This is a genomic window from Rhodanobacter sp. B04, assembly GCF_002001125.1.
Taxonomy (GTDB): Bacteria; Pseudomonadota; Gammaproteobacteria; order Xanthomonadales; family Rhodanobacteraceae; genus Rhodanobacter.
The window spans coordinates 297,667-308,436 of record NZ_MUNV01000005.1 but is presented as its reverse complement, the minus strand read 5'-3'; the positions used below and the strand labels follow the sequence as shown (position 1 = coordinate 308,436).

12 protein-coding genes are annotated in these 10,770 nt (G+C 63.6%); 7 read left to right on the top strand and 5 right to left on the bottom strand.

The window, feature by feature from the left end; all coding sequences use genetic code 11:
* Positions 1 to 158: 158 nt before the first annotated feature.
* A complete protein-coding gene (locus B0E46_RS17140) occupies positions 159 to 944 on the top strand; it encodes a hypothetical protein (protein WP_139350376.1) in 786 nt (261 codons plus the stop codon).
* Between the two features lie 221 nt (positions 945 to 1,165).
* Here the strand turns inward: B0E46_RS17140 and B0E46_RS01390 are convergent, their stop codons facing one another.
* Both B0E46_RS01390 and B0E46_RS01385 read right to left on the bottom strand, forming a co-directional pair.
* Positions 1,166 to 1,369 (bottom strand): YbdD/YjiX family protein, encoded by a 204-nt coding sequence (locus B0E46_RS01390; protein ID WP_077553907.1) that lies wholly within the window; start codon positions 1,367 to 1,369, stop codon positions 1,166 to 1,168.
* A gap of 10 nt (positions 1,370 to 1,379) precedes the next feature.
* Positions 1,380 to 3,452, bottom strand: a complete 2,073-nt coding sequence (locus B0E46_RS01385; protein ID WP_077553906.1) for a carbon starvation CstA family protein — start codon at positions 3,450 to 3,452, stop codon at positions 1,380 to 1,382.
* Positions 3,453 to 3,610: 158 nt separating this feature from the next.
* Here B0E46_RS01385 and B0E46_RS01380 point away from each other — a divergent pair, with 158 nt between their 5' ends.
* The 6 genes from B0E46_RS01380 (at position 3,611) to B0E46_RS01360 (ending at position 6,645) form a co-directional block, all read left to right on the top strand.
* On the top strand, positions 3,611 to 4,024 hold the full coding sequence (locus B0E46_RS01380) for a DUF4197 family protein (RefSeq protein ID WP_254424998.1): 414 nt from the start codon (positions 3,611 to 3,613) through the stop codon (positions 4,022 to 4,024).
* Positions 4,021 to 4,104 carry a DUF4197 family protein gene (locus tag B0E46_RS17940; protein WP_254425015.1) on the top strand — a complete coding sequence of 28 codons (84 nt, stop codon included), beginning with the start codon at positions 4,021 to 4,023 and terminating at the stop codon, positions 4,102 to 4,104. The genes B0E46_RS01380 and B0E46_RS17940 overlap by 4 nt, the downstream gene beginning before the upstream one ends.
* A gap of 127 nt (positions 4,105 to 4,231) precedes the next feature.
* Positions 4,232 to 4,768 (top strand): peptide deformylase, encoded by a 537-nt coding sequence (def, locus tag B0E46_RS01375; RefSeq protein ID WP_077553905.1) that lies wholly within the window; start codon positions 4,232 to 4,234, stop codon positions 4,766 to 4,768.
* Between the two features lies 1 nt (position 4,769).
* Complete coding sequence (locus B0E46_RS01370) at positions 4,770 to 5,051, top strand: DUF427 domain-containing protein (RefSeq protein WP_077553904.1); 282 nt, start codon at positions 4,770 to 4,772, stop codon at positions 5,049 to 5,051.
* Between the two features lie 102 nt (positions 5,052 to 5,153).
* Positions 5,154 to 6,350 (top strand): acyltransferase, encoded by a 1,197-nt coding sequence (locus B0E46_RS01365; protein ID WP_254424997.1) that lies wholly within the window; start codon positions 5,154 to 5,156, stop codon positions 6,348 to 6,350.
* Positions 6,351 to 6,411: 61 nt separating this feature from the next.
* Entirely contained in the window at positions 6,412 to 6,645 is a 234-nt protein-coding gene (locus B0E46_RS01360; protein ID WP_077553903.1) for a hypothetical protein, read from the top strand.
* Positions 6,646 to 6,717: 72 nt separating this feature from the next.
* Here B0E46_RS01360 and B0E46_RS01355 read toward each other — a convergent pair whose 3' ends face one another.
* From B0E46_RS01355 to ettA, 3 genes are all read right to left on the bottom strand, one after another.
* Positions 6,718 to 7,692, bottom strand: coding sequence for an MBL fold metallo-hydrolase (locus tag B0E46_RS01355; RefSeq protein ID WP_077553902.1), 975 nt, complete (start codon positions 7,690 to 7,692; stop codon positions 6,718 to 6,720).
* Positions 7,693 to 7,755: 63 nt separating this feature from the next.
* Positions 7,756 to 8,571, bottom strand: a complete 816-nt coding sequence (gene pyrF / locus B0E46_RS01350) for an orotidine-5'-phosphate decarboxylase (RefSeq protein WP_077553901.1) — start codon at positions 8,569 to 8,571, stop codon at positions 7,756 to 7,758.
* A 198-nt stretch (positions 8,572 to 8,769) separates the two neighbouring features.
* Positions 8,770 to 10,437: an energy-dependent translational throttle protein EttA gene (gene ettA / locus B0E46_RS01345; protein WP_077553900.1), complete on the bottom strand. Its 1,668-nt coding sequence runs from the start codon at positions 10,435 to 10,437 to the stop codon at positions 8,770 to 8,772.
* Positions 10,438 to 10,770 lie beyond the last annotated feature (333 nt).

The window sequence follows — 10,770 nt, the reverse complement described above, 5'->3', positions numbered from 1 at the left end:
AGCGAAGACGGAAAATCTGGCCCGGTTCGGCCTTTTGAAATTCGTCGCGTGATGAATTCAGCACTATTATCGTGTGGCGCGGAATCCCATCCATCGCTGAAGTTTGCTGAGGTCAGCGCTAATGGAATCGTTGGCTACGAATTCGTCAGGTGCCGATCATGCAAAAAGTAACACCGGGTTCGAGGGTAGGGTTGCCTCTGCACTTTTATGTCTTGCATATTTTTGGATTGATTCTGTTGTTTTTGGGTTTGGCGAGCCACGTACCTAGGTTTGAGTCACGGGTGTCGACCATTTTTCCTGATCTTGCAAATCTTTGGACTGCACGGAGTGTTGCGGGTCTTGGCTTATTGCTCGTCGTCTCCAATATCTGGCTCTACAAGCGCCGCAATGAAGCGGCCTCGCCTGATCAACCGAGTCGACGCGCAGGCAAAACGGATGTCTCTCTCTTCCTGCCAAAGAACAGATTCAAAGTCTTGGTGGCATTGCTCCTTACATCACCAATTTTTCTAGCCATTTCGCCAACGATCCGGGGAGTCAAGGATCAGAGTGCGCTCCGCGATGCCCAAAAATTTCAGACGACATCAGCGGAAGTTGTGGAGACACAAGTAGCGCCCGGGACGCGCGGGGGATTTGAGGCTAGGTATAGGTTCCAAGTCCCATCACATCCTGGATGGTTTACTTGTACGGACTCCTTTGGCCGTAGTGATCTTTGGTCGCATCTAAGCCAGCGCGACGAGGATGGGATTAATCAAGGAAGTCGCGTGATCAAGGTGAAGTACCTTCCACAAAACCCTGCCGCAAATACGCCGTATGACGTGGTAGGTAACCCATACGCGGACAACATCACCGGCGCTGGATTCGTGCTGTTTCTTTCCACACTGTGGGGGCTGGTTGGAATCGGCTTCGTCCGCAGCTTGTTCAGGCCTAAGCCAAGAGAGGAATAAGCAGATAAGGCCACCCCGTATGGCTCTTGCCGGGTATTCATGCTCGGCAAGTCTGGAGCTAAAGGCGGCGGAGGCAATTAACGCACGTCGCTTGCCGCCGGCACCTATACGTTGGCTTGCTGGAGCCGAAACGGTGTCGGGGACAATTTTGGATGGTGCTGGTGACGTCTTGTTTCGTTACGAAACTCCGGTCCTTACGGCGTGAGGTGTCCTTCACGCGCTTAGCAGCACCGTCCGCCACCTCCCTTGTAACGTGCCACTTGCCGCTCGCGGAAGAACTCCTTGTAGCTGGGCACTTCGCGTTCGGGATGATGCTCGCGCAGATGTTTCACGTAGGCATCGTAGTCGGGCACGCCGCAGCAGAGGCGGGCGGTCTGCACCGCCCACTTCCAGCTTGACCCAAGCATCTGCATCGACCTGTTCATGACGGTGCCCTCAGTGCGCGATGCTGCTCAATGCCACATACGGTTCTTCGTGCGCGGTGGGGTGATTGGTTTTCCATGCGCGGATAAGCGCGCGCAGCGAGAAGCCGAGCATCGCCACGATCAGCAGCATGAACAGTCCGGTGAGCGCCATGTCGACGTAGTTGTTGGTGACGATGCGCTGCATTTCGGCGGCACTCTTCGCCGGCGCCAGCAGCTTGCCGTCCTGCATCGCCTGCGCGTATTTCCGTGCGGCGGCGGTGAAGCTGATCGGGCCGCTGAGTTTCTGCCAACCGGCGGTGAGCGTGCACACGATCAGCCAGATCGCCGGGATGCCCGGCACCAGCACGTAGCGCTCGCGTTTCAGTTTCACCACCACCACGGTGCATAGCATCAGCGCGATCGCGGCGAGCATCTGGTTGGCGATGCCGAACAGCGGCCACAACGTGTTGATGCCGCCGAGCGGATCGACCGCGCCCTGGTACAGGAAGTAGCCCCACAGGCCCACGCAGATCGCGGTGGCGAGCAGGTTGCCGGTCCACGATTCGGTTTCCTGCAGCGGCTTGTGGATCAGCCCGGCGATCTCCTGGATCATGAAACGGCCGACGCGGGTGCCGGCATCGACCGTGGTGAGGATGAACAGCGCCTCGAACAGGATCGCGTAGTGGTACCAGAACGCCATCATGCTGCCGCCTGGGATGATGTTGTGCAGCAACTGCGCCATGCCCACGGCCAGGGTCGGCGCCCCGCCGGCGCGACCAAGGATGCTGGATTCGCCGATGTTCTTCGCGGTCCGCAGCAACTCGTCCGGAGTTACCACGAAGCCCCACTGGCTGATCGTGGTGGCGGCATCCTGCACGGTGCTGCCGACGATCGCGGCCGGCGAATTCATCGCGAAGTACACGCCCGGGTGCAGCGAGGAGGCGGCGATCAACGCCATGATCGCCACGAACGCCTCCATCAGCATGCCGCCGTAGCCGACGAGGCGTGCCTGACCTTCGTTGGCGAGCAGCTTGGGCGTGGTGCCGGAGGCGATGATCGAATGCCAGCCCGATACTGCGCCGCAGGCGATGGTGATGAACAGGAACGGGAACAGGCCGCCCTGGAACACCGGGCCTGTGCCGTCGATGAACTTGGTCACCGCCGGCATCTGCAGGGTCGGTGCGGAGAGAAAGATCGCCAGCGCCAGCAGCGCGATGGTGCCGATCTTGAGGAAGGTGGACAGGTAGTCGCGCGGTGCCAGCAGCAGCCACACCGGCAGCACCGAGGCGCAGAAGCCGTAGGCGATCAGCAGCCACGCCAGGCCCCTCGCGTCGAAGTCGAACAGCGGCGCCAGCATGGCCGAGTCGGCTACGGTCTTGCCGAACCAGATCGAGGCCAACAGAAGCACGAGGCCGATGATCGACACCTCCAGGATCCTGCCTGGGCGGAACCAGCGCAGATACATGCCCATCAGCAGCGCGATCGGGATCGTGGCGGCTACGGTAAAGGTGCCCCAAGGGCTGTGCGTGAGCGCCTTGACCACTACCAGCGCCAGCACCGCCAGCACGATCATCATCAGCACCAGCACGCCGAACATCGCCACCACGCCGGCGATCGGCCCCAGCTCCTCGCGCAGCATGTGGCCCAGCGAGCGGCCATCGCGCCGCAACGACAGGCCCAGGATCATGAAGTCCTGCACCGCGCCGGCGAACACCACGCCGAACAGGATCCACAGCGTGCCGGGCAGGTAGCCCATCTGCGCGGCCAGCACCGGGCCCACCAGCGGACCGGCGCCGGCGATCGCGGCGAAGTGATGGCCGAACACCACCCATTTGTCCGTCGGCACGTAGTCGAGGCCGTCGTTGCGCAGCACCGAAGGCGGTGCGCGGGTGGGGTCCAGCTGCAGCACCGAGTGTTCGATGAGCTTGCCGTAGAAGCGATAGCCGATCACGAAGATCGCGATCGAGGCGGCGACCAGCCAGATCGCGTTGATCGGCTCGCCGCGGCGCAGCGCGACCACGCCCAGGCAGAACGCGCCGACGATGGCGATGGCGACCCACAGGATCTTGCTGGCCGGGCTCGGCTTGGGGATGGCAGGGTGCATCGGCGGCTTCTCCTCGGGCTGATGTCCAAGGGTCGTCCCGTCCGCGACGGGGGTCAATGCCAAAACGGCGCTGCAGGCATTAGCCATTGGTCGAATGGCTGCGACCGGGCAGCCACCTCCGCGGTCAGGTGCGCCGGGTACACTGGTCTTCCTGTCGGGTGCAAGGAACCCAGTATGCGCATCACGGTACGCTAGGGTCCGCTCTCGTCGTCGCCAGCTTGCCGGTCAGTGCCACCGGGGGCGGCCAGTTCAAGGATCTGTTGAACAAGGCCAAGCAGTCGACGTCAAGCTCCTCGCAGCTTGGCAGCGGCTTGCCCAACAGCGACATCGCTTCCGGCCTCAAGCAGGCACTGGCCAAGGGCACCACCGATGCGATCAACAGTCTCGGACGCAAGGACGGTTTCTGGAAGAACGCCAAGGTGCGCATTCCGCTGCCGGGCAAACTCGAGCAGGCCGGCAATCTCGCGCGCAAGATGACGCTGAGCGACGCACGCAGCATCCTTGCCGGCGGCGACCATGCGGCCACCGATTTCTTCCGCCGTGTGGCTGGCGATATGGCCTGTTCACCATGATCGGCGAGGAGGAGCAGTCGATCCGCCACAATCCGGCTGCGCGCAGCAGCGACCTGCTGAAGAAGGTGTTCGGCGGCTGAGCGTCGGACTGTCGCTGCTTCCATCATTCCGGCCAGCGCCGGAGTGATGGAAAACCAGGTTGGGGCTTGTATTCACGCTGCGAAAGCCACAATCAATGGGTAGGCGCTAATTGATTGTGAGGTTTCCATGATCCGCGACATCCTGAAAATGGGCGATCCGCGCCTGCTGCGCATTGCGCCGCCAGTGCCCGACGCGATGCTGGGTAGCGCAGAGCTCGACGCGCTGATCGCCGACATGTTCGACACCATGCATGCCGCCGATGGCGTCGGTCTCGCCGCACCGCAGATCGGCATCGACCTGCAGCTGGTGATCTTCGGCTTCGACAGCAACGAGCGTTATCCCGATGCGCCGGCGGTGCCGCGCACAATCCTGCTCAATCCGGTGATCACGCCGCTGTCGCAGGACATGGAAGAGGGCTGGGAAGGCTGTCTCTCGGTGCCTGGCCTGCGTGGTGCGGTGAGTCGCTACTCGCTGATTCGCTACGAAGGCGTCGACCCGCAAGGCCAGCGCATCGAGCGCACTGCCGAAGGTTTCCATGCCCGCGTGGTGCAGCACGAATGCGATCACCTGATCGGCCGGCTGTACCCCTCGCGCATCACCGACTTCGGCAAGTTCGGCTACACCGACGTGCTGTTTCCTGGCCAGGACATCGGAGACGACTGACATGCGAGCGATCTGGAAAGGCGCCGTGCTGGCTGAAAGCGATGACACCGTCGTCGTCGAAGGCAATCACTATTTTCCTGCCGATGCGTTGAGCCAGGAGCACTTTCGTGCCACCGATCATCAGAGCGTCTGCCCGTGGAAAGGCACGGCCAGCTATTACGACGTGATCGTGGATGGCGACGTCAATGCCCATGCCGCGTGGTATTACCCGACACCGAAAGAGGCCGCCCGCGAGATCAAGGGCCGCGTGGCCTTCTGGCGTGGGGTGGAAGTCACCGGGTGATTCCCGGGCGACGGCATTGATGCGATGCCACCTGTGCATGGATGATGCTGCTCTTTGACGACAGGGCGGCCGATGTCAGCGATGGAATCCATGCAGCCTTCGATGATGGTCGGGACAGATGCGCCATCCATGCAGGCACGCCGCAATCCCGGCATCGACCTGCTGCGCGGTCTGTCCATCCTGTTCGTCATCCTCAACCATCTCGGCCTGCGCATTCCGCTCAAGAAAACCGCGCTGGCCGATGTGCTGCCGCCCTGGTTCCTGAGCCGGCTCAACTACAACGGCTACGAGGCCGTGTTCGTGTTCTTCGTGGTCTCCGGTTTCCTGATCGCCGGCAACGCGCTGCAACGCTGGGGTGGCCTGGAACGGATCGACCTGCGTGCGTTCTATGCGCGTCGCTTCGCCCGCATCGTGCCCTGCCTGCTGGCGCTGCTTGCCGTGCTCGCGGTATTGCATCTGCTGGCGGTACCGGGCTACATCATCAGTCGCCCGGGCCAGTCGCTGCCGGGTGCGCTCTGGGCAGCGCTCGGGCTGCATCTGAACTGGTACGAAGGACACACCGGCTACCTGCCGGGCAACTGGGACGTGCTGTGGTCGCTGTCGATCGAGGAAGTGTTCTACATCGGCTTTCCGTTGATCTGTCTGCTGACGCGCCGGCGCTGGGTGCTGGTGCCGCTGCTGGCGTTGCTCGCGCTGTCGATGCCATGGACGCACGCCGCCTTGCGCGGCAACGAGATCTGGCAGGAGAAGGCCTACCTGCCGGGCATGTCGGCGATTGCGATCGGCGTGCTTGGTGCGTTGCTGGCAGCACGCTCCGGTACGCTGCCAGCGCGCACGGCCGCCTTGCTGGGATGGCTGGGCGCCATCGGTCTGGTGGCGACGACGATCGACGGGGCGCTGATGTGGCATCTGCTGCGCGACGGCTACATGCTGCTGCTGGCGCTCTCCGCGCTGTGTCTGCTGCTGGCCTGCGAGCAACGCCAGCGCCGCGGAGACTGGCGGCCATGGCGGGTGCTGGACTGGCTGCGATCCTGGGGACGGCTCAGCTACGAGGTCTATCTCACCCACATGTTCGTGGTGACGCCGGCGGTGTGGCTGTTCAGGCTCAGCGGCGCGGACTACCGGTATGGCTTGCTGTGGTATCTGCTGGTGTTGCCCCTGTGCTGGCTGCTGGGTGCGGCCGTGGAACGCTGGCTGTCGACGCCATGCGAGCGTTGGCTGCGTCGCCGGTTGGCCAAACAGCCATACGCCGAGCCGCCGGCAACGCCTCCAACAACAGTGGAACTCCCGGTAGCGTAAGCTGCAGACGGGCGGATATCCGCCCGGGAGAAGTTCGGTGAAGAAAGAAGACGAAACGCACATGCAGATTGTCTCTGCGGATATCAGTTCGGAATCGCTCACCGGGATGGTGATCTTCCGGCCGCATTGCGTATCGCGCACGGGTCGCAACGTGGCCGAAGACAGCAAGACCGGGAACTGGTATGCCTTGCGTCCTACCGAGGTGCGCAGCTTTGCACGTGCGTTGCTGGATGCGGCCGATGCGCTGGATCTGAAGACGAAGATGCTGCAGGCGGCCAAGACCGCGACTGGATGACGGGTATGCCCGTATGCCTGATATGAGGTAGAACACATTCGCGCAGTGATCGGCGATTGCAATCGCGGAGCTTCAGATTTCCAGCAGGTCGTGCCCCACGATCAGGCGTCCCTTGAAGTGGGGCGTCACGGCATCACGCCACACCTCATCCGGAATCGGCGGATAACCGCCGGGCACGAAGTGCGACAGCACCAGGGTCTTCACCCCGGCGTCGGCAGCGATGCGACCCACCTGTTCGGTGGTGGTGTGGCTGGCCAGCAGGTGTTCGCGCAGGCGGCTGGCGTTCGGCTCGGTGGCGATCAGCTTGTCCAGCGCGGGCAGGTACATCACCTCGTGCACCAGCACATCGGCACCACGAGCGAGCGCCACCAGGTTTTCGGACGGCCGCGTGTCGCCGGAGAACACGATGGAGCGGTCCGGGCAGTCGAAGCGATAGGCGAACGCAGGCCTGACCGGTGGATGCTGCACCAGTACGGCGGTGACCTTCACCCGCGCATCCTGCATCACCATGCCCGGGGTGGTCAGTTCATGCGGCACGATCAACCGCGCCAGGGATGGTCGACCCTCGTCAGCCATTCGAATGCGGATGTCGTAGTGGTTCATTTGCAGGAACAACCGCGTCATCTCCTTGAGCGGCGGTGGTCCCCACGTGTCGACCCGGCTGTGCAGCGGTCCCGCCCAGGCCAGCAGCAACAGGTTGCCGTAGTCGGCGTTGTGGTCGGAGTGCTGGTGTGTGATGAACACGTTGCGGATCGCGCCGAGATCGAGCCCCGCTTTCACCATCTGCCGTGCAACGCCGTTGCCGCAGTCGATCACGTAGATCACGCCATCGACCACGATGGCATTCGCCGGCGCGGAGCGGTCCGCTTTGGGCGTTGGGCCACCGGCCGTGCCAAGCAGGATCAGGCGCGAGCGCGCAGCGGGGGCGCTGGCGCGTGCGAACAACGGGAAGGGGCAGGCGAACGCTGCCAGTGACACGCCCGTTGCGTGCAGCAAGCGGCGACGCGCGTGATCGATCGGGCTGTCGCCTTTTACGGGAGTGCGCATGCGTCGCCCTCGGGGATCCGAGGGTCGACTATGTCGCGATCGACAGGGTGAGTAAAGCCGCCGTCAGCCGCGATAGCGATTGATCTTGTCGCGCAGTTCCTGCGTCGCGATACGCGCGGCCTGCGCGTAATCCTCGCCATTGCCGGCGTAGAGGATCGCGCGCGATGAGCTGATCAGCAGGCCGCGGCCATCGGCACGGCGACCGTTGCGCACCACCGCTTCCACGTCGCCGCCCTGCGCACCGATGCCGGGCACCAGCAGCGGCATGTCGCCGACCAGCGCGCGCACTTCGCGCAGTTGTTCCGGCCACGTGGCGCCGGTGACCAGGGCGCAATTGCCGTTCGTATTCCAGTCGCGCGCGATGATCTGCGCCACGTGCTGGTACAGCGGCTTGCCGCCCACGTCGAGATCCTGCAGGTCGGCGGCGCCGGGATTGGAGGTGTGGCACAGCAGGATCACGCCCTTGTCGGCGCGATCGAGGAACGGCTGCACCGAGTCACGGCCGAGATACGGGTTGAGCGTCACCGCGTCTGCCTTATAGCGGTCGAACGCTTCGCTGACGTAATGCTGTGCGGTGCTGCCGATATCGCCGCGCTTGGCGTCGAGGATCACCGGCACGTCCGGGTGCTTCTGGTGGATATGCGCGATCAGCCGTTCCAGCGCGTCTTCGCCACGCAGTGCGGCGAAATGGGCGATCTGCGGCTTGTACGTGCAGACCAGGTCGGCAGTGGCATCGACGATGGCGCGGCAGAACTCGAAGACTGCATCCGGGTTGCCGCGCAGATGCGCGGGGAACTTCGACGGCTCCGGATCGAGGCCGACGCAGACCAGCGAGTTGTTGCGGGTCCAGGCCTGTTGCAGGGCTTGCATGAAGTGCATCGGAGTCTCCGGTTGAGAAGTGAGTGATGAGGTGCGATGAGTGAGAGAAAGCGGGTTCGCCGATGCCGTCCTCTCTTTTCTCACTTCTCTCCGCTCACTCCTGCTGTTCGAGAAGCGAGGGAATGGGAGTTAGGAGTGAGAGGGCTTGCAAGCTGTCGCCTTCTCTTGCTTCTCACTCCTCTTCCCCCACTCCTGCTCTCAAGCCAGCTTCTTGTACTTCACCCGATGCGGGCGCGCGCCTTCGTCGCCGAGACGGCGCTTCTTGTCGGCCTCGTACTCGTTGTAGTTGCCGGGGAAGAACTCGACGTGGGAGTCGCCTTCGAACGCGATGATGTGGGTGGCGATGCGGTCGAGGAACCAGCGGTCATGCGAGATCACCATCGCGCAGCCGGGGAACTCCAGCATCGCGTCTTCCAGCGCGCGCAGCGTCTCGACGTCCAGATCGTTGGACGGTTCGTCGAGCAGCAGCACGTTGCCGCCCTGCATCAGGGTCTTGGCCAGATGCAGGCGACCGCGCTCACCGCCGGACAGGCTGCCGACCATCTTCTGCTGGTCGGTGCCCTTGAAGTTGAAGCGGCCGATGTACGCGCGCGACTGCAGCTCGTATTTGCCGATCGTGATGATGTCGGCACCGTCGGAGATTTCCTGCCACACGTTCTTGTTCGGATCGAGACTGTCGCGCGACTGGTCGACATAGGCCAGCTGCACGGTATGGCCGAGCTTCACTTCGCCCTTGTCCGCGGTTTCCTGGCCGGTGATCAGCTTGAACAGGGTGGACTTGCCGGCGCCGTTCGGACCGATCACGCCGACGATCGCGCCCGGTGGCACCTTGAACGAGACGTCGTCGATCAGCAGGCGATCGCCGAACTGCTTGGACACGTTCTTGAACTCGATCACTTCCTGGCCCAGGCGTTCGCCCGGCGGAATATAGAGTTCGTTGGTCTCGTTGCGCTTCTGGTATTCGACCGAGTTCAGTTCCTCGAAGCGGTTGATACGCGCCTTGCCCTTGGACTGACGGCCCTTGGCCGCCGAGCGCACCCACTCCAGCTCGCGCGCCAGTGCCTTCTGGCGGCCCTTCTCGGCCGCTTCTTCGCGGGCCAGGCGCTCGCTCTTCTGCTCCAGCCAGTCGGTGTAGTTGCCCTTCCAGGGAATGCCGCGGCCGCGGTCGAGTTCCAGAATCCACTCGGCGGCGTGCTCGAGGAAGTAGCGGTCATGGGTGACCGCCACCACGGTGCCGGGGTAGTTCTGCAGGAACTGCTCCAGCCAGTCCACCGACTCGGCGTCCAGATGGTTGGTCGGCTCGTCGAGCAGCAGCATGTCCGGCTTGGACAGCAGCAGGCGGCACAGCGCCACGCGACGCTTCTCGCCACCGGACAGCGGGCCGATCTTGGCGTCCCAGGGCGGCAGGCGCAGCGCATCGGCGGCCACTTCCAGCTGGCGCTCCAGTGCGTGGGCGTCATTCACCGCAAGGATGCTTTCCAGCTGCTCCTGCTCCTTGGCCAGCTTGTCGAAGTCGGCGCCTTCCTCGGCATAGGCGGCATAGACCTCTTCCAGGCGCTTCTGCGCGTCCAGGATCACCGAGACGCCTTCCTCGACCGCTTCGCGCACGGTCTTTTCCGGATCGAGCTGCGGCTCCTGCGCCAGGTAGCCGACCTTGATGCCCGGCTGCGGGCGTGCCTCGCCCTGGAAATCGGTATCCACGCCGGCCATGATTTTCAGCACCGTGGACTTGCCTGCGCCGTTCAGGCCGAGCAGGCCGATCTTCGCGCCAGGGAAGAAACTGAGCGAGATGTCCTTGATGATCTGGCGCTTCGGCGGGACGATCTTGCTGACCCCGTTCATGGTGTAGATGTATTGCGAACTCATGGAGCCTCCGGAGGCATGCGCGTCGCCGGCCCGGAAAGGCAGGCGCTGCGTTGGGCGTGGGTATCAAACCGCGCATTATAGCGGCTTGTGATGCCATGCCGGCGACGCTGCGAAGACGCCGTCCCCGGCCGGCTGCGTTCACTGTGCAGCGACGCCCTGTCGGCCGGCCACATGCTGCTTCAAGGGGCGACCTGGGACGAAGCGGCGCGCCTGGGTGCCCGCCTTGCGGCGAAGGCCGGATCCCGCCCGGCACTTCACCGCGGATGCCCGCGTCAGGCCAGATCGCTGCATGTGCGGCGCCAGAACCTGCCTTCACGCTCCACAGCCTTGTAG

Excerpts from the sequence above, each read along its gene's own strand:
- B0E46_RS17140 (WP_139350376.1), top strand. The coding sequence starts at position 159 with ATGCAAAAAGTAACACCGGGTTCGAGGGTAGGGTTGCCTCTGCACTTT.
- B0E46_RS01390 (WP_077553907.1), bottom strand. The coding sequence starts at position 1,369 with ATGAACAGGTCGATGCAGATGCTTGGGTCAAGCTGGAAGTGGGCGGTG.
- B0E46_RS01385 (WP_077553906.1), bottom strand. The coding sequence starts at position 3,452 with ATGCACCCTGCCATCCCCAAGCCGAGCCCGGCCAGCAAGATCCTGTGG.
- B0E46_RS17940 (WP_254425015.1), top strand. The coding sequence starts at position 4,021 with ATGATCGGCGAGGAGGAGCAGTCGATCCGCCACAATCCGGCTGCGCGC.
- def (WP_077553905.1), top strand. The coding sequence starts at position 4,232 with ATGATCCGCGACATCCTGAAAATGGGCGATCCGCGCCTGCTGCGCATT.
- B0E46_RS01370 (WP_077553904.1), top strand. The coding sequence starts at position 4,770 with ATGCGAGCGATCTGGAAAGGCGCCGTGCTGGCTGAAAGCGATGACACC.
- B0E46_RS01365 (WP_254424997.1), top strand. The coding sequence starts at position 5,154 with ATGATGGTCGGGACAGATGCGCCATCCATGCAGGCACGCCGCAATCCC.
- B0E46_RS01360 (WP_077553903.1), top strand. The coding sequence starts at position 6,412 with ATGCAGATTGTCTCTGCGGATATCAGTTCGGAATCGCTCACCGGGATG.
- B0E46_RS01355 (WP_077553902.1), bottom strand. The coding sequence starts at position 7,692 with ATGCGCACTCCCGTAAAAGGCGACAGCCCGATCGATCACGCGCGTCGC.
- pyrF (WP_077553901.1), bottom strand. The coding sequence starts at position 8,571 with ATGCACTTCATGCAAGCCCTGCAACAGGCCTGGACCCGCAACAACTCG.
- ettA (WP_077553900.1), bottom strand. The coding sequence starts at position 10,437 with ATGAGTTCGCAATACATCTACACCATGAACGGGGTCAGCAAGATCGTC.